This is a genomic window from Nocardia sp. CS682, assembly GCF_004634405.1.
Classification (GTDB): domain Bacteria; phylum Actinomycetota; class Actinomycetes; order Mycobacteriales; family Mycobacteriaceae; genus Nocardia; species Nocardia ninae.
In genome coordinates this window covers 6,858,248-6,878,065 of record NZ_CP029710.1, presented here as the reverse complement: position 1 = coordinate 6,878,065, position 19,818 = coordinate 6,858,248, and the positions used below count along the sequence as shown (strand labels likewise).

The 19,818-nt window shown below is 66.3% G+C and carries 23 protein-coding genes; 12 read left to right on the top strand and 11 right to left on the bottom strand.

Annotated elements, in window-relative coordinates; all coding sequences use genetic code 11:
* Positions 1-21 precede the first annotated feature (21 nt).
* Together DMB37_RS31070 and DMB37_RS31065 are read right to left on the bottom strand one after the other, a co-directional pair.
* Complete coding sequence (locus tag DMB37_RS31070) at positions 22-1,413, bottom strand: DUF1254 domain-containing protein (protein ID WP_135235714.1); 1,392 nt, start codon at positions 1,411-1,413, stop codon at positions 22-24.
* Positions 1,414-1,493: 80 nt separating this feature from the next.
* Positions 1,494-1,787 (bottom strand): hypothetical protein, encoded by a 294-nt coding sequence (locus tag DMB37_RS31065; RefSeq protein WP_135235713.1) that lies wholly within the window; start codon positions 1,785-1,787, stop codon positions 1,494-1,496.
* Positions 1,788-2,015: 228 nt separating this feature from the next.
* Between DMB37_RS31065 and DMB37_RS31060 the strand changes: the two genes are divergently transcribed.
* Entirely contained in the window at positions 2,016-2,294 is a 279-nt protein-coding gene (locus DMB37_RS31060; protein ID WP_107654974.1) for a hypothetical protein, read from the top strand.
* A 22-nt stretch (positions 2,295-2,316) separates the two neighbouring features.
* Here the strand turns inward: DMB37_RS31060 and DMB37_RS31055 are convergent, their stop codons facing one another.
* Together DMB37_RS31055 and DMB37_RS31050 are read right to left on the bottom strand one after the other, a co-directional pair.
* Positions 2,317-3,621 (bottom strand): carotenoid oxygenase family protein, encoded by a 1,305-nt coding sequence (locus DMB37_RS31055; RefSeq protein ID WP_135235712.1) that lies wholly within the window; start codon positions 3,619-3,621, stop codon positions 2,317-2,319.
* A gap of 18 nt (positions 3,622-3,639) precedes the next feature.
* Positions 3,640-4,194, bottom strand: a complete 555-nt coding sequence (locus tag DMB37_RS31050) for a hypothetical protein (RefSeq protein WP_135235711.1) — start codon at positions 4,192-4,194, stop codon at positions 3,640-3,642.
* Between the two features lie 98 nt (positions 4,195-4,292).
* Between DMB37_RS31050 and DMB37_RS31045 the strand changes: the two genes are divergently transcribed.
* Positions 4,293-4,811 (top strand): PadR family transcriptional regulator, encoded by a 519-nt coding sequence (locus DMB37_RS31045; protein ID WP_135235710.1) that lies wholly within the window; start codon positions 4,293-4,295, stop codon positions 4,809-4,811.
* Between the two features lie 7 nt (positions 4,812-4,818).
* Here the strand turns inward: DMB37_RS31045 and DMB37_RS31040 are convergent, their stop codons facing one another.
* Both DMB37_RS31040 and DMB37_RS31035 read right to left on the bottom strand, forming a co-directional pair.
* Positions 4,819-6,075: a VWA domain-containing protein gene (locus DMB37_RS31040; protein WP_135235709.1), complete on the bottom strand. Its 1,257-nt coding sequence runs from the start codon at positions 6,073-6,075 to the stop codon at positions 4,819-4,821.
* Positions 6,076-6,125: 50 nt separating this feature from the next.
* On the bottom strand, positions 6,126-6,668 hold the full coding sequence (locus DMB37_RS31035) for an ATPase (protein ID WP_206055046.1): 543 nt from the start codon (positions 6,666-6,668) through the stop codon (positions 6,126-6,128).
* An 81-nt stretch (positions 6,669-6,749) separates the two neighbouring features.
* Here DMB37_RS31035 and DMB37_RS31030 point away from each other — a divergent pair, with 81 nt between their 5' ends.
* Together DMB37_RS31030 and DMB37_RS31025 are read left to right on the top strand one after the other, a co-directional pair.
* Positions 6,750-8,126, top strand: a complete 1,377-nt coding sequence (locus DMB37_RS31030; RefSeq protein ID WP_370465235.1) for an MFS transporter — start codon at positions 6,750-6,752, stop codon at positions 8,124-8,126.
* Positions 8,116-8,535 (top strand): MarR family winged helix-turn-helix transcriptional regulator, encoded by a 420-nt coding sequence (locus DMB37_RS31025; RefSeq protein WP_135235708.1) that lies wholly within the window; start codon positions 8,116-8,118, stop codon positions 8,533-8,535. Before DMB37_RS31030 ends, DMB37_RS31025 begins: the two co-directional genes overlap by 11 nt.
* Before the next feature lie 112 nt (positions 8,536-8,647).
* Here DMB37_RS31025 and DMB37_RS31020 read toward each other — a convergent pair whose 3' ends face one another.
* Entirely contained in the window at positions 8,648-8,821 is a 174-nt protein-coding gene (locus DMB37_RS31020; RefSeq protein ID WP_107654970.1) for a CsbD family protein, read from the bottom strand.
* Positions 8,822-9,045: 224 nt separating this feature from the next.
* On the opposite strand from DMB37_RS31020, the gene DMB37_RS31015 reads away from it, so the two are divergent.
* The 5 genes from DMB37_RS31015 (at position 9,046) to DMB37_RS30995 (ending at position 13,653) form a co-directional block, all read left to right on the top strand.
* Positions 9,046-9,369 (top strand): hypothetical protein, encoded by a 324-nt coding sequence (locus DMB37_RS31015; RefSeq protein ID WP_135235707.1) that lies wholly within the window; start codon positions 9,046-9,048, stop codon positions 9,367-9,369.
* Between the two features lie 100 nt (positions 9,370-9,469).
* Positions 9,470-10,057, top strand: coding sequence for a chemotaxis protein CheB (locus DMB37_RS31010; protein WP_135235706.1), 588 nt, complete (start codon positions 9,470-9,472; stop codon positions 10,055-10,057).
* A complete protein-coding gene (locus DMB37_RS31005) occupies positions 10,054-11,964 on the top strand; it encodes a CheR family methyltransferase (protein ID WP_240771730.1) in 1,911 nt (636 codons plus the stop codon). The genes DMB37_RS31010 and DMB37_RS31005 overlap by 4 nt, the downstream gene beginning before the upstream one ends.
* Positions 11,965-12,153: 189 nt before the next feature.
* Positions 12,154-12,885, top strand: a complete 732-nt coding sequence (locus DMB37_RS31000; protein ID WP_167768997.1) for a GAF domain-containing protein — start codon at positions 12,154-12,156, stop codon at positions 12,883-12,885.
* A gap of 15 nt (positions 12,886-12,900) precedes the next feature.
* Complete coding sequence (locus DMB37_RS30995) at positions 12,901-13,653, top strand: GAF and ANTAR domain-containing protein (protein WP_135235704.1); 753 nt, start codon at positions 12,901-12,903, stop codon at positions 13,651-13,653.
* Positions 13,654-13,981: 328 nt separating this feature from the next.
* On the opposite strand, the gene DMB37_RS30990 is transcribed toward DMB37_RS30995, so the two are convergent.
* On the bottom strand, positions 13,982-14,821 hold the full coding sequence (locus DMB37_RS30990) for an SDR family oxidoreductase (RefSeq protein ID WP_135235703.1): 840 nt from the start codon (positions 14,819-14,821) through the stop codon (positions 13,982-13,984).
* Positions 14,822-15,041: 220 nt separating this feature from the next.
* Here DMB37_RS30990 and DMB37_RS30985 point away from each other — a divergent pair, with 220 nt between their 5' ends.
* Positions 15,042-15,935, top strand: coding sequence for an STAS domain-containing protein (locus DMB37_RS30985; protein ID WP_135235702.1), 894 nt, complete (start codon positions 15,042-15,044; stop codon positions 15,933-15,935).
* Positions 15,936-15,938: 3 nt separating this feature from the next.
* Here DMB37_RS30985 and DMB37_RS30980 read toward each other — a convergent pair whose 3' ends face one another.
* The 3 genes from DMB37_RS30980 to DMB37_RS30970 form a co-directional block, all read right to left on the bottom strand.
* On the bottom strand, positions 15,939-16,622 hold the full coding sequence (locus DMB37_RS30980; protein WP_135237923.1) for a PAS and ANTAR domain-containing protein: 684 nt from the start codon (positions 16,620-16,622) through the stop codon (positions 15,939-15,941).
* A gap of 154 nt (positions 16,623-16,776) precedes the next feature.
* A complete protein-coding gene (locus DMB37_RS30975) occupies positions 16,777-17,550 on the bottom strand; it encodes an ANTAR domain-containing protein (protein WP_135235701.1) in 774 nt (257 codons plus the stop codon).
* Positions 17,547-18,344, bottom strand: coding sequence for a GAF and ANTAR domain-containing protein (locus DMB37_RS30970; protein WP_135235700.1), 798 nt, complete (start codon positions 18,342-18,344; stop codon positions 17,547-17,549). The genes DMB37_RS30975 and DMB37_RS30970 overlap by 4 nt, the downstream gene beginning before the upstream one ends.
* Positions 18,345-18,504: 160 nt before the next feature.
* Between DMB37_RS30970 and DMB37_RS30965 the strand changes: the two genes are divergently transcribed.
* Both DMB37_RS30965 and DMB37_RS30960 read left to right on the top strand, forming a co-directional pair.
* Positions 18,505-18,987, top strand: a complete 483-nt coding sequence (locus tag DMB37_RS30965; protein WP_135235699.1) for an anti-sigma factor — start codon at positions 18,505-18,507, stop codon at positions 18,985-18,987.
* Positions 18,977-19,816 carry an RNA polymerase sigma factor SigF gene (locus DMB37_RS30960; RefSeq protein WP_135235698.1) on the top strand — a complete coding sequence of 280 codons (840 nt, stop codon included), beginning with the start codon at positions 18,977-18,979 and terminating at the stop codon, positions 19,814-19,816. Before DMB37_RS30965 ends, DMB37_RS30960 begins: the two co-directional genes overlap by 11 nt.
* The last annotated feature ends 2 nt before the right edge of the window (positions 19,817-19,818 follow it).

The window sequence follows — 19,818 nt, the reverse complement described above, 5'->3', positions numbered from 1 at the left end:
CGCGATGCGTACGACTCGACCTCACGGCACCGGCAGCAGCGGTGGTGGCTGCCAACGTCCCTGGATCGCTTCGGCTTTCGGTGCGTACAGCCGCAGGGTGAGGGAGAACGGTCCCGATTCCGGTATGGGTAGCCAGTTGCCCACCGGGACACTCGGACCCGGGTCTGTGTGTTGGACCGCGAGATCGACGGAGCCGTCCGGGTTGGGCACCACCGGAATTTGGTGGCCGATCGCGTAGATCCCGGCGGGGTTGGACATCAGGTAGCTGTCGGCGTCGTAGGCGGTCAGCGACCAGAACGCGTCGACCGGCGGTGTCTGCCCGGCCGGGAAGTGCAGGCGGAACCGGCCTGCGCTGTCCGCCGTGGCGAACAGCGTCGGATAGATGGCGTCCTCGGCCAGATTGGCGCCGAGCCCTTTCCACGCGATGGCGGCGCGCTGGAGATAGTTGGTGCCGTAGGTGCCGATGGCGGGATCGAAGGTCCAGCCGTTCTCGTGCACCGCTTTCGGATCGAGGTAGACCGGGATCTGTTGTCGCGCGGTGTGCACCGCCGAGGACAGTTCGTGGTCGGTGAGTCCGACGACCTTGCCGCCCGGCGCGATCCCGATCGTGGCGAAGCGTTTCATCGCGGGGGCGTCGTCGGGTGCGGGCGGGTTGGTGGCCAATACCGCGCACATCCGATCGAAGAAGGTTCGCGCATCCATCTCGGCGACCTGCTTCGCGGGTGGCGCCGAATCCGCTTGGGGCACAGGGGAAAGTGGCGCGACCGGACGGCGCGCTGTCCAGTCGCTCAGCGGCATCAGTTGCAACTGTTGCTGAATCGCGTGCACGGCAGGCAGGTCCGGCGGACCGTTCACCTGGATCCGGCCGATCAACCACACCGTCGGCGTTGGTACGAGCAGCGGCGTGACATCGTCGGGCAGGGTGCCGGACCAATTCGGCCCGACGATGGCGTAAGTGCCCGACGATCCCGGCTTCGCCTGCGGCCGAACGCTGCTCGGGTTGTGCACGGTGTTCGTCCACGCGTCGAGCAGCTGCATCAGCCAGTACCGGCCGCCGTCCATGGCGGGCACCCGCAACACGATCGGCTCGGCCCGCAGATCGAGCCACGCGACCGAGTACAGCGTATCCAGGTTGAGCCGCACCACATCTCGCCGCGCGGGAGTCGGCAGCGCGGCGGCGTGCTGGAACCGATTGGCGGGCGTCGTCGCCTCGGCCGCCGCCCTGGTGATGTCCATCAGGACCAGCGGGAAGCCGAAGATGTAGGCGTCCTTGGCGATCGACTCGGCGGCACTGGGCGCAGCGGTGTCCGGCCCCGAGGGCGCGTCGTCGGACCGGCCGCACGCCGACAACCCCGCCGCCACGGTCGCCGCCAGCCCCAGCACGCTCCGACGCGACAGTCCGCCTTCGCCCATAGGTTTTCCCCTGCTTCCGATCCGGTCGGACATGGCCAGCGATCGCGCAGGAGTATAGCTAAATGTTTGCCACCAGCGGCTCAGGTGCCCAGCACGGCGTTCATGATGGTGCCCGCGCTGGTGGCGACGACACCGCCGATCATGGCTCCCGCGATCATCTTCGGCGACTGCAGCGCGCCACCCTGCCACTTCTCCCAGGCGAACTTGCCGCCCGCGAAGATGATGGCCAGGATGCCCGACAACAGCGCGAACCAGGTGAGGTAGCGAACCATCTGTAAGAGCTTGTCCGACAAGGGCGGCGGTTCCGGGGTCGGGTTGCTGACCTGCGCCAATGTCGTGAAAGTCTCCCCGACCGACGCCAGAATGATGCTCACCGTCTACTCCCTACGCTCCACTACAACTTTGGTGCCGCCGAGCTGCCGCGCGAAAGTTGTTCAACCCCCGCTCCACCCATCATCCCGAGCTTCAGCAACCCCGGCAAGTGCCCTGGTACGGCGAACTTCACTCCGGCGCACCGACCCGACTGCATTGCAGCGAACAAACCGATACCATCGCAGACAGCGAATCCTGCCCTGTCCCGAATCCAGAATGAGCTGACCACGATGATCCTGCTCGCCGTGCACGACACACTGCTTGCTCAGATCGGCAACCCCAGCCCCGAGGCTCCGCCGGTCTCCGACAAGTTCCTTCAACTGGTCCGCTACTTCACCTGGTTCGTTCTCCTGGCCGGCATCGTCGCCATCATTTACGCGGGCGGCAAGTTCGCGTGGGAGAAGTGGACCGGCGGCGGCCTCGATTCCCCGAAGATGGTGGCGGGGGCCATGATCGGTGGTGTCGTCGCCACCAGCGCGGGCACCATCATGAACGCCGTCATCGGCTGACTCCCGCCCGCACCCCTACGGCCTAGTGGTCCGCCAACCAACTTCCGTGGAACCCGAACGGGACCCGCTGCGGCAGGTGGATGGTGGCGACCGGTGCCGCGGCCAGGTCGGTGGCGTCCAGGATGGTCAGATCGCTGCGGTCGGTCGCGGCGTCGTAGACGAAGGTCATGAGATAGCCGTCGCCGCCCGGGTTCTCGTCGGCGGGCGCGAAGACCGCCTCGCCGGGGGTTCGTCCCGGGCCGAACTCGTGCGCCGTGCTGCTGCCCGTGTGCAGGTCGTAGCGCAGTAGCGCGCCGGAATCGTCGGCTACCGCGGTATGACCGAACCGCGCGTTCAACCCGACCAGACGATCGTCCACCCGCGGAAATTCGGCGACCCGATCGTCGAGTTGCTCCTCGGCGACGGTGCCCGCGGCCAGATCGATGGTCCACCGCCAGAGGGTCGACTTGTCGAAGGTGTGCGATCCGGTGCGCCACAGCTGCGGATAGCGCATCACGTACAGCACGATCTTGCCCGGCTCGTCGTAGGCGTTGAGCGTGTGGAAGACGTAGCAGGGTTCGATCGGGAACCAGCGCACCTCGCCGTGCGGATCGTCGCGCCGGAGCACACCGAGGCGCGCCTGGTAACTGTCGCTCCAGCGGAACGGCATGCCCGTGCGGGCGACGGCCTCCGCCACGTCGAAAACGACGGGTAGATCCATGAATACGACGTGCTCAGCGGTGAGGTTGAAGTCGTGCTGCATCGTCGGGGCCGGCACCTCGATCGGACGGCTGAGCTGGAGATTGCCGTCGGCGTCGGCACGGTGATAAGTCAGGAACGGCGGGTTGGTGAGTTCGTAGCCGAAGAAGTGCAGCTCGCCGGTGACCGGGCAGGTCTTGGGGTGCGCGGTCATCGCGGTGTGCAGCCTGCCGTCGAAATCGTAAGCGCCGACGGTGTCCAAGTCGCAGGTCAGTTCGTACGGCAGCGACGACTCGACCAGCGCCAGCGTGCGACCCGCGTGCCGGATGACGTGGGTGTTGGCGACACCGGCGGTCAAATCGTGGTTACCGAACTCGCCGTAGATGGGCGCGGCGTCGGTGAAGGTGGTGGTGCGGACCCAGCGATTGCGGTAGGAGACTGCCCGGCCGTTCTCGATCCGTACGCCGTGCACCATGCCGTCACCGGCGAACCAGTGGTGCGAGGCGGCCGCATGCGGATTCGGGCCGTTGCGCAGATACCAGCCGGTGAGTCCGGGCGGAAGCTGTCCGGTAACCGGCAGGTCGTATGCGGTGAGCTCATCGGTGACGGGCGCGTAGTTGCCGGTGAGGTGTGGCACGGATGTAGTCATGGGAGACAACCGATCTGATCAGGGTCGAGCGGCGGCGGGGGCCTTGGACTGGATGTAGGCGACGTAGCGGATCGTGAACACCGCGGGCACCACGAAGGCCAGTACCTGCGCGATGGTCCGCAGCGTCGAGTCGGCATGAGCGAGCGCGATCAGCACGACGCAGCCGATGGTGAAGCTCGCCGCCCACACCGCGGTGAGCACGTAGGCGGTGCGGACGAACCCGGGGTGCTCCCAGAGTTCCTGCGGGGCAGTTTGTTTCGCGATGCCGAGGGTGAAGGGTTTGCGCAATGCCAGCGAGACGCCCGCGATCAGCGCGAGCACACCGGAGGACAGTGCGGGGCTGTAGGGGTGCAACGCGGTATCCGGATCGGCGAAGGCGAGCACCGTCAACGCCGCGAAGAAGACCAGCGATCCGAGATCGATGATCAAGGCGTCGAGGGTACGGCCGGCCCGGAGTTGCCTGGCCACCTCTAACAGCGACAGCAGCAGCGCGCCCAGCGCGGCCCATTGCCAGTGCGCGGCGGGGACCACGGCGTAGACGATCCAGGGGGCGAACGTCCGCAGATACGACATGTCCGATAGCTCCTCGTCGCTCGACATTCCAGTTTTGACATGTCGAAACTAGATGCTGCCGATCCGACCTGTCAAGAATGGAATGTAGAGTGACCCACATGAGCCTTCGGTACGCCGTGCTCGGCCTGCTGGCCGACCGCCCTGCCAGCGGTTACGACCTGATCTATCGGTTCAAGCACTCGCTGGCCAACATCTGGACCGCGACGCAGAGCCAGATCTATACCGAGCTCACCAAGCTCGCCGAGGCCGAGCTGATCAACGTGTCGGAGGAAGGTCCGCGCGGCCGCAAGGAATACACCATCACCGAGGCGGGCCTGGCGGCCTTACGACACTGGCTCACCGAGACCGCGCCGAAGCAGACGAACCGCAACGAGCTGCTGCTCCGCGTCTTCTTCCTCGGCGTCATACCGCGCGACAGAGCCGAGGCGTACCTGACCGACGTCGAGACCTGGGCCGACCGCAGTCACGCCGACCTGATCGCGCTCAAAGAGACGATCGACTGGGAGGACAACGACTTCTCCAGAAACGGCCGCATCGCGCTGGAATGGGGGGAACGCTTCTTCGTGATGAACAAGGAGTGGGCCGAGTGGGCGAAGAAGCAGCTGCCCGAGCACTGACGGTGCTTCAGCGCAGGACGCCCGCTTCCCTGGCCGCCCGCAACCACGCCGGGAACTCGCCGAGCAGCCGTGCGTACAACTCGCCGTCGTCGACCCGATCGATGTCGTCGAGCGCGAAAAAGCCTGCGTTGTCGACGATTCGGCCGGTCAGCTCGTCCAGTGAGCGGAGCAGGCCGTAGTTGGCCCGGCCGAGACCGATGAACTGCCAGAAGGCAGGCAGGTGCGATGCTTCGCGCATCAGCGCGCTGATGTCGCGCTTGTTCGCGAAGCCGCCATCGGTGAAGAACAGGACGAGCGTCGGTCCGTCGCCGGGGCGCAGCGAGGCGATGATGTCGCGCATCACCGGCAATTCGTCGTTGCGGCCGCCGATTCCGTCGTAGTCGATGCCCGCGTGGGTGCCGCCGAGGTGCAGGTAGGTCTGTGCCCACTCGTCGGCCTGCGCGACGGTGATGTCGGGCAGCTTGGCGAACGAGAGGGCGTACAGGTACGCCTCCAGTGCGCCGTTGTCGTCCAGTTGGGTCGCCACCGGGATCATCCGCTGCACCACGCGGTGCACCACCTGATTGCGGTATTGCTTCTGCATGCTGCCGGTCTTGTCGATCACCAGCACGACGCGTGCGCGAATCCCCCAGGCGCCGTTGTCGACCAGCACCTTGGCGACAGCGCGCTTGCGCATATCTAGCTGGCCGCGCTTCTCGAACGACAGCGCCGCCTCGCCCGGCACGGTACGCACGTCGAGCTCCGCTGCGGCGAGAGGTACTTCGGCCGGTGCGGGTGCATCGTCCACGTGCACACCGTGATCGATGACGAGCTCCGCGAATCCGCCCGCGTACCCCTGCCCCACTGCCCGAACCTTCCACTCGGCACCGCGCCGGTACAGCTCGAGCGCGATGACCACGGACTCACTGGCAAGACCGTCGATCCGGTACTCGTACAACACATTTCCGGACGGACCGGCCACCGTCGCCACCGGCGGGGCGAACTCGCCGAAGGCAGCGCCGGGATCGTCCAGCGTGATCACCACCCGCAGCTGCTCGATCGCCGCGGGCAGGTCGGCGAACGAAACCTCCAGCGCCGCAGCCGCCAACAGCACACCGGGCGCAGCGGGTTGATTGAAGAACACGAAGTCCGCATCCGAACGCACCGTGCCCGCCGCCGTCACCAGCAATGCCGACACCTCGATGGCCGCCGCACTCCGCGCCGATACCACCACCCGCGACTGCGCCAGCGACCCGTTCTCCCCCTTGACAAGCGCAGCACCCACCGAGACTCCCTAGATCACACCGACGAACCGTAGTCAGGGTAGGGCAGCGGCTATGTCGCTGCCGGATGACCGGTTCCCCACCCGGTCAAAGCGACGACGGCGGCCGCGATGTCCTCGGGTGTGCGGTCGGTCGTGTCGACGACGTGCACCCAGTCCGGCACTGCGGCGGAGAGTTCGAGTGACATGGCGATGCTGCGTTCGATGTGCCTGGCCAGTTCGATGCCGTTCTCGCGGTGCGCAAGTCGGGCCCGGGCGGTGTGGTCGTCGCAGGTCAGCAGTACTGCGGTGATGGTGGGGGTGTCGCCCATCGCGGCCGAGAGCTCGCCCATGACCTCCGGCAGCACGGACGCGGTATTCGTATAGACGAGCCGGCGGTAGCCGAGGGCGCGGTAGTTCTGCCACATCGCTGCCAGGTTCTGTTCGGCGAGGCCGTGTTCCCAGGTCGGCGGGTAGGCCAGGTCGAGGTTGTCGCCCTCGATCAGTGCGTGCCGCACCTTGGCGCCGGACAGCAGTGCGTGCACCGCGAGGCCGACCCTGCTCTTGCCGACACCCGAACGTCCGCCGAGGAACAGCGCTTCCGTCTCCGAGATCACCTGCCCAGCATGCCAACCTCTGCGCTGCGACGCCGCTCACAGCCCTTGCATCCGGAACAGTTGTGACTACACAATAATTGTGTGATCACAACTGTCGAGGAGATGACCGCGCGGCGCAAGACGCTCGTGCTGGCCACCTGCTGCCTGAGCCTGCTGATCGTGTCGATGGACGCGACGATCGTGAATGTCGCGATCCCGACCATCAAGGCCGATCTGGACGCGCCGCTGTCCCGGTTGCAGTGGATCGTCGACGTCTACACGCTCACGCTGGCCAGCCTGCTGATGCTGGCCGGCGCGGCGGCGGACCGTTTCGGGCGGCGCAGGGTGTTCCGCATCGGCCTGGTCACTTTCGCGCTCGGCTCGCTGCTGTGCAGCCTCGCCCCGTCCATCGAGGTCTTGATCGCGGCCCGGTTCGTGCAGGCGATCGGCGGCTCGATGCTCAACCCGGTGGCCATGTCGATCATCACCACCGTGTTCACCGGTCGAGTGGAACGTGCTCGCGCGGTGGGGGTTTGGGGCGCGGTGGTCGGCATCTCGATGGCGCTGGGCCCGACCGTCGGCGGCGTGCTGATCGACACGCTCGGCTGGCAGTCGGTGTTCTGGATCAATTTGCCGATCTGCGCGCTCGCGCTGGTGCTCACGACTGTCTTTGTGCCGGAATCGAAGTCGGCGACGGTGCGCGGCATCGACCCGGTCGGGCAGGTGCTGGCGGTGGTGTTCTTGTTCGCCACGGTCTTCGGGCTGATCGAGCGGCAGCCGGCGATCTTCGTGGTCTCGGCGATCGCGCTGGCGGCGTTCGTCTACTACGAGTCGCGCCGCGTCGACCCCTTCATCGATCTGCGCTTCTTCCGCAGTGTGCCGTTCAGCTCGGCGACGGTGATCGCCGTCTTCTCCTTCGCCGCGCTCGGCGCGTTCCTGTTCAGCAACTCGCTGTATCTCCAGACGGTGCGGCACTATTCGGCCGTGCACACCGGTCTGCTCTATCTGGCGATGGCGGTCGCCGTGGTGGTCTTCTCGCCACTGTCCGGGCGGCTCGTCGGCAGGTACGGCACCCGGCCGTCACTGATCGCGGCGGGTGTGGCGATGACCGTCGCCGCCGTGCTGCTCAGCACGCTCGACCCGCAGACCCCGGTGTGGGTGTTGGTGATCATGTTCGCGATCTTCGGAGTCGGTTTCGGCATGGTCAACGCGCCGATCACCACCACGGCGGTCAGCGGCATGCCGCTGGATCGGGCGGGCGCGGCGTCCTCGGTCGCCTCGACCAGCCGCCAGGTCGGCACGAGCATCGGTGTCGCACTGTGCGGCGCACTGACCGGCGCGGGGCTGTGGTGGGTGATCGCGGTGCTGACTGCCGGTGTCGCCATACTCGGCATAGCCGCGAACACCCCGTGGGCCAAGCGATCCAGTGACCGCGTGGCCCCACTGCTGGAACAGAAAGTGCCCACCCATGCCGGATGACTCCCCGAACCCCGACGAGGTATGGGCCATGCTCACCCGCCTCGTGATGTACTCCCGCGACCCGTGGCGGCGTGCCGCGAGCGAGCGAACGGGTTTGTCGTTCGGCCGAATTCGCGTGCTGCGCCGGCTGCGGAACGGGCCGATGACCGTCAAGGAGCTGGCGTACGCGGCGGCCATCGACGCCCCCGCCGCCACGGTCGCGGTCAATCAGCTCGAGGAGTTGGGTTACGTCGTGCGGGAGGTCGATCCCACCAACCGGCGCCAGAAACTGGTCTCCATCACCATGGCCGGGCGCGCCGTACTCGCGCAGGCCCTGGCGACGCCGGATCCCGCGCCGGACTCGGTCGCCGCCCTACCCCCCGACGATCTGCGGACGCTGCGCGACATCCTGGGCAAGATCGAACACTGAGCCTCGTGGAAACGCCTCAGCCCGGACGACGGATTTCCGCGCGCCCCACAGACGGCCGAGCGGGCGGCGCCCGATGAGGCGCACACCCGCTCGACGGTGAACCGAAGACTGATCAGCTGCGGAAGGCGTCCTTGACCTTCTCGCCCGCGTCCTTGAGGTTGGACTTGATCTGATCGCCCTTGCCCTCGTTCTTCAGGTCCTGGTCGTCGGTGGCCTCGCCGAACTTCTCCTTCGCCTTACCGGCGAGGTCGTCAGCCTTGTTCTGGGCCTTGTCAGCTGTGCTCATTGTCTAACCCCTTTCGTCGGGTCCGACCGACCATGCCTTTTTCGGGCCGGTCGTGTGGCGGATAACCAGGTTGGACCGAGGCAAACACGCGCGAGTCAACTCCCCGGCCGCGAGTAACTCCCACTCAGGCCCCCGAGCTGGGCTTCCGGCGTAGAGTTCGGAGTGAAATTCCCCGAGTCCCGAAGCGCGGCTCTCCCGTGCCAGCGACCGAACCCGGAGGAATCATGACCCTGGTATCGCCTGACGAATTCGTTCAGCAGACCACCCCGCGCCCACCCCCCGCGCAGGCCGAACAGGACACCCGCGCGTTGATCGAGCTCGGTGACCGGCTGGTCCGCAGCCTGTTCGACACCGGCCTCCGGCTGGACACGATCCGCATGGAGTTCGACGTGGACGAGCTGACGACGGCCGCGGCCGACACCCACCGCACCGCCATCGTCGACCTCCTGGCCGAGCTGGACTCGATGATTCGCACCACCGGGTTGGCGATGCTCAGCCTGACCGCCACCGCACCGATGGGGGAACTACGAAGCAGAAGGCGGCGATGAGCGCGTCGGGCCGCCGCGCCGGGGACGGGCCGGTCGACGGGCCGGCCCGTGGCGCAGCGCTACCCTGGCCCCGTGCACCTCACGGCTGGTCGGCGCGACCATGACCACGGATGACCAGTACTCCGTTGTCGCCATCGCCTCATCGGCGGGCGGTATCACCGCGCTCTTCAAGGTCCTCGGCGCCCTGCCCGCCACCTTGCCGGTACCCGTACTCGTCGTACAGCATCTCGACCCACGCCACAAGACGGTGCTGGCCGAATTGCTCTCGCGCCGAACCGAATTGCGCGTGAAGCTGGCGACGGCGGGAGAAACCGTCGAGGCCGGAACGGTATACATCGCACCGCCGAACCACCACCTGCTCGTGGAGCCGCACGGTGTGCTCACGCTGTCCGGCAGCGACCTCGTCCACTTCGTCCGGCCCTCGGCCGACCTATTGTTCGAATCGGTCGCCGGCGCCTACGGTGCACGGGCGATCGCCTGCGTGCTGACCGGATCCGGCAGCGACGGCGCGACAGGGGTGAGTGCGGTCAAGTCCCGTGGCGGCACCGTGGTCGTGCAGGATCCGGAAGAAGCAGAATTCAAGGGTATGCCGGGCGCCGCGGTGGCCACCGGCGATGCGGATCTCGTTGTGCCACTCGATGAGATCGCGGGCGTCATCCGTGGTCTCGTGACCGAGAGCGCAATGTGACCGAATCGAGCGAGGAGATCATGACGGCACCGGGGGAAGACGCCGAAACCGCCGACCCGGCGCTGGAAGACCTGCTGCTGTTCATTCGTGATTCGCGCGGGTTCGATTTCACCGGATACAAGCGTTCCTCGCTGACCAGACGGGTCCGCAAGCGCATGCAGGAGGTGCTGGTCGCCGACTATCTCGACTATCGCGACCTGCTGGAAAGCAACGCCGAGGAATTCCGGCACCTGTTCAACACCATCCTGATCAACGTCACCAGCTTCTTTCGCGATGTGGAGGCCTGGCAGTACCTGCAACGCGAAGTGTTGCCGGACCTGATCGCGAATACCAAGCCCGACAGCGAGATCCGGGTGTGGAGTGCGGGCTGCTCGAGCGGCGAGGAAGCCTATTCCCTGGCGATCGCGTTCGCCGAGGTGCTCGGTATCGAGGAGTGCGCGAAACGGGTCAAGCTCTACGGCACCGACGTCGATGAGGAAGCACTGCGTGAGGCACGGGCAGGCGTCTATCCGGCCAAGGCGCTCGGACAGCTGTCCGGCGAGCTCCGGGATCGATATTTCGAACCGATAGGCGATAAATTCACCTTCCGGTCGGACCTGCGCCGCCGGGTCATCTTCGGCAGGCACGACATCACCCGTGACGCGCCCATCTCCCGGCTGGATCTGCTGGTGTGCCGGAACACGTTGATGTACTTCAATGCCGAGGCGCAATCGCAGATCCTGGACCGGTTTCACTTCGCGCTACGGGAGGGCGGATTCCTGTTTCTGGGCAAGGCGGAACTGCTGCTTTCCGAAGGCGAGCGGTTCGGGGTGGCGAGTATGCGCCAGCGCATCTTCCGGCGCCGGGCGGGTGAGCTCAGGCCGCCGCATCCGCCGAACCCGTCGCGGCTCGACATCGGCCTCGGTCAGGAGGTACAGGGGCTGGTCAAAAAGCGTCAGCTCGGCGAACTCGCGCTGGAAACGGCCCCGTTCGGGGTGATCGGCTTGGATGCCGAGGGCAAGGTCTCCATCCTCAACAGCCAGATGCGCGGCCAATTCGGCTTGACGCTGCACGATATCGGCAGGCCGCTGAGCGAGCTGGAGATCTCCTACCGGCCCGTCGAGTTGCGATCGCTGATCCAGCAGGCCGTCGCCGAGCGCCGCGCCATCCGGGTCAGCTCGACCGAACGCAAGATCGGCCCGGACGAAGTCCAGTATTTCGACGTGCATATCCAGCCGCTGTGGGGCAGCGATGGCTCGGATGTGGGGGTGGTGGTCAATTTTGTCGACACGACGATGCCGACCCGGCTATCCCTGGAAGTGAAGGTTAAAAGGGAGGAACTGGAGACGGCCTACGAGGAACTCCAGTCGACCAACGAAGAACTCGAAACCACCAACGAAGAACTCCAATCCAGCATCGAGGAATTGGAGACCACGAACGAAGAACTCCAGTCCACCAACGAGGAATTGGAGACCACCAACGAAGAACTCCAGTCCGGTAATGAAGAACTGGAGACAATGAACGAGGAGATGCGGACCCGTACCGACGAATTGAACGAGACCCGCACCTTCCTGGAGGGCGTGCTGTCCAGCGTTGCCGCGGGCGTGGTGGTGCTCGACGATCAGCTGCGGGTGCGGAGCTGGAACCGAGGCGCCGAGGAGATGTGGGGGCTACGGTCCGAGGAGGTCCAGCAGCAGGTGTTCTTCGCGCTGGACTTCGGGTTGCCGACCCAGTTGCTGCACGAAAGTATCCAGCGCTGCCTCAAAACGGGCCGCCGCGACGGGCCGGTGGAGCTGGCCGCCGTGAACCGGATCGGGCGTTCGATCATCTGTGCGGTGACCTGTTCACCGCTGGACGGCACCCGCCACGGCGTGGTGTTGCTCTTGGAAGAGATTCCACCGACAAATGTTGCAATACAAGACAATTAACCGCTGGCCCGGATAAGCGCGTAGGGTTGGTGTGTGCGGTCTTATTCGGACGCTCACCAGGAAATTGCCCGTGAGTGGCAGGAATTCAGCGCCGAGCGTGAACGAGCCGCTCGGGCGGCGGCGGTGGCCGCGAAATATGAGGCACAAGCGACGCAACGACCACAATCCATGCAGCCGTTTCGACAGCGCATGGCGGAGCTGCATCGAAGAATCGAAGGACGTCATCTCGCCTGTGCCCGACTGCATCGATTGCATGCCCTGCGCCTCCAACGGTGGTACATCGGCGATCGAGCCACGCTGCGACCGGTCTTCATGGCCGCGGTAGCCCAGCACCTCGGCATGGACAACGCGGCGGTCACCCTGTTCGGTCAGGCGGGCGAAGAACTACTCGTGGCGGCGTCGGACGTCACCGCGCGTGCCGCGCACGATCTCGAGCTGCTGATCGGCGAGGGCCCGGCCAGGGACGTGCTGGGCGGCCAGGAATTCGTCACGGCCAACGGCACGGATCTGGCCGACCGATGGCCGCATTACGGCCCTGCCCTCGCCGAGCTCGGCGTGCGGTCCGTGGTCGCGGTCCCCCTGCTCTCCTCCCGCCTGCTCGGTGCGCTATGCGTGTTCACCAGCCGAGCCGGGCTGTTCGCCGAGATCACCCCGGCCGCCGAGAAGGTGGCCGACGCCCTGGCCCACACGGTGCTGCTCGCCTCGTACGGAACCGCCGACGGCGGCGCACCACAGGGCACGTTGTTCGATGATGCCGATTACCTCGCCGCGGTCCATCAGGCGGTCGGTATGGTTGCGGTGCAATGCAGTTGCCAGCTCGACGCAGCGCTCGCACTGTTGCGCGCACGCGCCTTCGCCGACGGTGTCGCCGTCGCGGAGATCGCTCGCCGCGTACTAGAGGACGGATACCAATTATGTTGACCGTCAAGGTATTTCATGGCTGAAGAGCTTGCTTTGGGGATGTCGGAGTTGACATCGCTGCTGTTGACCGGCGACGACGTCACCGAATCGCTGTGCGCCGTAGCCGATACGGTCGCGCGGATGCTACCGGAGCACCCGATGGCGGCGATCATGCTCAACCGCGAGCACGGCACTATCTTCGGCGGTTCGACCGACGCGCACGCGATGCTCGTCGAGGAATTCAGGCTCAGCGAAGGTTACGATCCCAGCCTCCAGGCAATCGAGACGGCACAACAGGTTTCCGTGCCCGATGTCGCCGCTGAGCGCCGATGGGGCGACTACTCGAAACGCATGCTGGCCTTCGGGGTCAAATCGATTCATGCCCAACCGCTTTCGGTGAACGGCGTCGCCATCGGCGCGCTCTCGCTCTACTCGACGCAGCCGCACAGCTTCACTGATCAGATCCGGCGGGCCGCGATCCTGACCACCGAACACCTCGGCGTCCTGCTCGCGGTCGCATCCGACACGGCCAGGCAAGCCAAGCTCACCGAACAGCTGCGCGCTACCCTGGCCTCCCGATCCACCATCGATCAGGCGTTGGGCATCGTCATGGCCGAAGGACGCTGCACCCGCGACGCGGCCTTCGAGGTGCTACGCAGCAGGTCGCAACGGCGCAATGTCCGTGTCGCGGACCTGGCCGCCGAAATCATCGAGGTGGTCACCGGCCGCAAACCGGCCTCACCGCATTTCGCCGAGCCGGCCGCGCCGTCGCGACAACGCCGCCGTTAGCGATCGACGCACTTCCAAGGTCTTTCGCGGCCTCGACGGCAAACCGACAGGATGGGCCGTACTGCCTCGGTATCCCCCGCGGCGGCATCACGGTGGCCTATGAAATCGCCGCCCGACTGCCGCCGGACACGATCGTCGTCAACAAGCTTTGCCTCCCCTATCGGCCGGAACCGGACTTCGGCGCGATCGGCGCGGCGGGCACGCGTCGACACCACTCGCACCCACCCGAATTCGCCTGGCGGGTACGGGAAACGGCGGCAAGGCCCCGGTGTCGGCATCCGGAGGCGCCGGATGGGACCTCGACACCGGGCCCAGCTCGTTCGAGCGGTCAGAGGATCGGCCTGCCGCCGGTGACGGCGACGCGAGCACCGGAGATGTAGCTACCGTCATCCGAGGCGAGCAGCACATACGTGGAGGCGAGTTCGACCGGCTGCCCGGCCCGGCCGAGCGGCGTGTCGTCGCCGAACTTGCTGACCTTCTCCGGCGGCATCGTCGCGGGGATCAACGGCGTCCAGATCGGGCCGGGCGCCACGCTGTTGACCCGAATCCCCTTCTCCCCCAGCAACTGTGCCAGGCTCGCCGAGAAGTTGGCGATGGCCGCCTTGGTCGCGGCGTACGGCGCGAGCGTCGGGTTCGGCATATCCGAGTTCACCGATGAACTGCCGATGATCGACGAGCCGGGCGGCATGTGCGGCAGCGCGGCCTTGACCAGGTAGAAGTAGGCCCCGACGTTCAATTTGAAGGTGTAGTCGAATTCCTCGTCGCTGATCTCGTCGAGGGTCGTGTGCGTCATCTGATAGGCGGCGTTGCTGACCAGCACGTCGATCTTGCCGAATTCCGCTGCGGCACGGTCGATCACGGCCCGGCAGTGTTGCGGGTCGGACAGGTCGCCCGGCATCAGCACCGCCTTGCGACCGGCCTCCTCGACCAGCTGCGCGACCTCTTTCGCGTCCTCGTCCTCGTTGAGATAGGAGATCAGCACGTCGGCGCCCTCGCGCGCGAAGGCGATCGCGACCGCGCGGCCGATCCCGCTGTCCGCGCCGGTGATCACGGCCGCTTTGCCGGTCATCTTCCCGGAACCGCGGTAGCTCTTTTCACCACAGTCCGGCACCGGCTGCATCTGGGCCTGGATACCAGGGACTTCTTGCTGTTGCTCGGGGAAACCCATAGCGGAGAACCTCCTGCGCGCTCGGATAGGACGCAGACCGGTTATCCCGTCGCCGCGCCCGGAAACCTCCGCCGCCTCCTTTCGATGGCTCCGTCGGCCGCGATAGGTATACGATTCTGCAGGCGGTGGAACGGTCCAACCAGACGGCTGGCCACCGCGCTTTTCGAGCACGCGAGAGTCCGATTCGCGGTGGGATGGACCGGAGGCGGCATTGTCCGAGATGTCGATTACTGCTTTCGCGACCGACACCAGCAGCAACGGTGTCAGCGAGGGTTTGCTGTCCGAGCTGGTAGAGCACCTCCGGCAGAACCGCACCGTGCTGCGCGAGGAATGGGCGCGCCGCATTACCGAGGCACAGTTACTGACCGCGATGACGCCCGACGAGATGTTCTCCGAGGCCACCTCCGTGTACGACAATTACGTCGCCGTGCTGGAGACCGGTTCGGTGGAGGCCCTCCAGGACTACGCGAGGGATCTGTCCGAGCGCATCATCCCCCGCGGCGTCGAGACCGACGAGGTCCTCGGCATCGTGCTGCTGCTGCGCGACGTGCTCGCCCGCTCACTGTTCGAGAAGTACCAGGCGGACTTCCAGCTGCTCAACGCGGTGCTCGACGCCTATGAACCGGCCGCCAACCGCATCGCCAACACCGTGGGCGTGTCCTTCGTCGAGGAACGCGAACGCATCATCCGCCAGCAGCAGGAGGCGATCCGCGAGCTGTCCACCCCTGTTCTCCAGGTGCGTGAACAGCTGCTCATCCTGCCCATCATCGGCGTGCTGGACGGCCAGCGCGCCCGCCAGCTCACCGAGCAGCTGCTGCGCGCGATCCGGGCCAACCGCGCCAAAGTCGTCGTCATCGACATCACCGGTGTGCCGACCATCGACTCCACCGTGGCCAACCACCTGGTGCAGACCGTCGACGCGTCCGGCCTGATGGGCGCGAACGTGATCATCACCGGCCTGTCCTCGGAGATCGCGCTGACGCTGGTCACCATCGGCCTGGACCTGTCCAAGATGAACGCGGTCGGCGACCTCCAGGGCGGTATCGAAGAGGCCGAACGACTGCTCGGCTACGAGGTCAGCCGCACCGACACCACGCGACGGCCGGAAGCCTGAAGGTCATTCGGTTCCGGAATGCTCGTGCACGGTCAGCAGCAAGTGGTCGAACGCGGTCTGCCCCTGCGGCGGCGTCGGCGGCAGTGAGTTCATTGCGGCGATCAGCCGGGTGGCCAGGGTGCGCAGCTTGACATTGGTCTCCTGGGACCGCCACTGGAGTACCCGGAAGGCCTGCTCGGCGTTGAGCCGGTACACCTGCATCAGCACGCCCTTGGCCTGTTCGATCACGGCCCGCGCCTCGAACAGCTCCGGCAGCGTGTCGTCGAGCATCTCCTGGCGTTGTTCGTCGATCGTATCGGTCAGGTCGACGTAGTGGCCTCTGGTGCCGATGACCATGCCGTCGGCGCCGGTCAAGGTGCCGCCGAAAACGATCACATGACGGGTCACCCCGGCAGTGTCGATGATGCGGTGGCGGCTGCAGAACGGCTCGGCATGGCGCAACGACTTGGCGATCGCCTCGGCGACCTGGGCCCGGTCCTCCGGATGTTTGTGTGACAGCAGCAATTCCGTGGTCGGCGTCACCGTCCCCGGCGCGTACCCGTGCATTGCGGCGACCGCGTCCGACCACTCCCACCGCTGATCGGCGAACCAGAATCCGAAGCTTCCGGTCGCCTGCGCGGTACCGCCGCCGACCACCTGGACGACCGCGCGGGTCGCCGCTTCGGTGGCCGTCGCGCCTGTTTCCATCACCCGCTAAGTATGCGCCCTACCTGCGGTTTTCACACCATGCCGGAGGTTGGTCGCTCGTGTCGGAACCACATTGAAATGTCGTGCAGTCAGAGCGGCAGCGGCCTGCTTCCAGCAACCGAAACGGTGGGTGCGTTCGCGCGTATTACCCCGGTCAGCTGTCGATATGTCGTGGCGGTGCCAGCTCCGGCGGCGGGTGCAGTATCCCGGTGGCACCGGGGTCCGACGGTGACATGTTCTGCCCTTCGATGATGGCCTGTGCGTGGGCGGTGGGCGTCACGTCGTGGGCCCGGGCCAGGCGCACCAGCCGTTGCCGCGCCGCCGGGATATCCAGGTCGAAATATTCGGCGAGTACGCCGACCGCCGCGGCGATCACGGTCGCACCGTGCAGCACCGCCACCACGGTCTCACCGGTGCTGGCTCGGCGCCCCTCCACCCGGCCGGTGGACAGTGCGATCGCCGTGAGGTCGGCAAGAATCTGGCCGAAGTCGTTGGGGCGGGCCAGGCCCCATGGCTCGTCGAGATGCACCACGACCGAACCGAGCGGCATTCGCAAGGCGACCACCGGAAACGCACGCACGGACCGCAACCCGGCGGCGAGCGCCTGTCTGCGGTACTGCGGCCAGCTGGCGTCCCGCCCCGCCGCGAGATCCGCGATCATCGTCACCGCACCGTCGCGCGCACTCGACAACCCCGGGCCGGTGATATGCAGACGTGGATCGGCCGAGCCGCCGTCGCGCAGCGACTCGGCAACGATCTGCATGCCCGCCGACTGCTGCGGGTCGGCCAGAATCACCACTGCGGACACCGCGTCGAAACAGTCACGCGCGTGCACAGCTACCGAGTGCAGCAGCGTCGGCACATCGAAATCGGTGGTCAGCGTCGCGGTCAGTTCCGCGATCGCCAATCGTGTCCGAGCCGAGTTCATCGTTGCTGCCCCTCCGTCGAGTCGCGCTGATCCCGCAACGACAGCCGCCGGGCCACGATATCGGCTGCTACGTCGGCAATGGAGCGGCGCTGCGCGTAGGAGTAGGCGCGCAATCGGTCCAGCCCTTCGCTGATCGGAACCGCGAGCTGCACAGCAACCATACCGGCGGCATTGAATATCTCCGCACCGGAGAACTCGCCGTCGGGCTCCGGCGAATCGTTGTCCAATCCGGCGGCGTCGAGCGCGGTTTCGACGCCGCCGGCCTGGTCGATCCGCTCCGCCCAGTTCGCGTGCAGGGTGCGACCTACGGCGACCGCACAGGCCAGCGCGGACTCTTGTTCCGCGCCGGCCAGCACGCCGACCGTGCTGCGGTACAGCTCGAGGACTCCGATCGGCCGCAGCACACCGGGCACCGGAAAGGCGAACGCCGCACGCACCCCCAGTGCGAGTGCATCGGGGGTGAACGCAGGCCACCGCGCGGCCACGGCGCCGAGTGCCAGATCCGGCCACAGTTGGTTGCGGTCGGCGCGGTAGGCGTCGACGCACGGACCCTCGCCGACCACGAACGGCAACTCGTCGATCTGCTGGGCGATCGCGTCGGTCGCATAGACCAATTCCCGTGCCTGCGTGGAGTTGCTGAGTACCGCGAGCACTGCGCCGTCGACGCCGCTCAGGCGGACCGCGGCCGAGCACAGGGTGCTGATTCCGGTGAACAGCGAGCCGGACACGCGCGCGAAATCCCGGTTCGGGCCCGCGAAGCGGTCACCTGGTTGACCGCCGGATGCTCCCTCCACCCGGACTCCTATCTCCCCGACTTCGACGCTACTCCAGACGGGCACCGAGGCCGTATCGACCACGACGAAGAGCACTGTCAGCGACGCTCGATGCCGGGTAACTCCGATCACAGTGCACGCCGAGAGGTTGCCGAGGTGATTGACACGGCAAGGCGCGGGTATGGCCGCAGTGAATCGATGGGAGGCGGTGAACATGATGAAGGTGGCTTCCAGGACATCGGCATCACACCAGACATCCGTGGTCGCGCACCGAGTCGTCTTCGAGCTGGCTGCTGAGCCGCACGAATTGGGCATGCTCCGGGCGCTTACCGACACCACGTGCATGATGGCCGAGGTCACGCTCGATGCGATTCCGGACATTCGGCTGGTGCTCAGTGAGGCGGCTACCGCGCTGATGCTCGATGCGGTGCCCGGCTCGACACTGCGGTGCGCGTTCACGTACAGCCGACGCAGCATCAGCGCGCGGATCAGCGCGACGACCACCCGCGATGTCGAAATCACTCGAGACCCGTTGAGCTGGCAATTGGTGCAGGTACTGACCGATTCTGCCGAGTTGATCAAAGAACCTTTTGAGCCGACGGCGGGAGGGTATCCGACCGCCATCGAATTCAGTTGGGAGCGAGGGTTATCCGATGCAGCGTGAGTTCACGGCGGACCTGGTCGACGCCCCGCGACGTACCCAGTCGCGCGGCGACAGCTACGACAATATCGAGCCGTGGTTCGAGAAGATGGCAACGCTCGACGCGGACGATCCGCATCGAAACGAGTTGCGCGAGCAGGTAATGCGGCTCTGTCTGCCGCTGGCCGAGCACATCGCTCGCAAGTTCGCCGGTCGCGGTGAGTCTTTCGACGATCTGCAGCAGATCGCCAGTCTCGGTTTGCTTCTCGCGGTCGACCGGTTCGACGTCACGCGGGGCAGCTCGTTCCTCTCGTTCGCCGTGCCGACGATCATGGGCGAGGTGCGCAGGCACTTCCGGGACCACACCTGGGCGGTACGAGTTCCGCGCAGGCTCAAGGAAATTCAGCAACTGCTCGGGCCCACCACCGAAACGCTGTCCAGCCGGCTCGGCCGGGTACCTACCGCCAGGGAGATCGCCGCTGAACTGGACCTCGACGTCGGAGAGGTCACCCAGGCGCTGATCGCGAAGAACGGTTACCAGACCAACTCGATCGATGCCGTGACCCGCGACGACGGGGAGGCCACGCCGATGCCGCTCGCCGCGGGACTCGGCGCGGAGGAGCCGTGCTACCAGCTGTTGGAACAGTCGATGACGGTCCGGCCGTTGATCGCCGCCCTGCCCGAGCGGGAGCGCCGGGTATTGATCATGCGATTCTTCGAATCGATGACGCAGGCGCAGATCGCCGAGCAGCTCGGCGTCTCCCAGATGCAGGTCTCGCGCATTCTGTCCAAGACCCTGAGTACGCTGCGCGCCCAGGCCTCGGATGAGGAGTCCTCGCTCTGCGTTGCCTGACC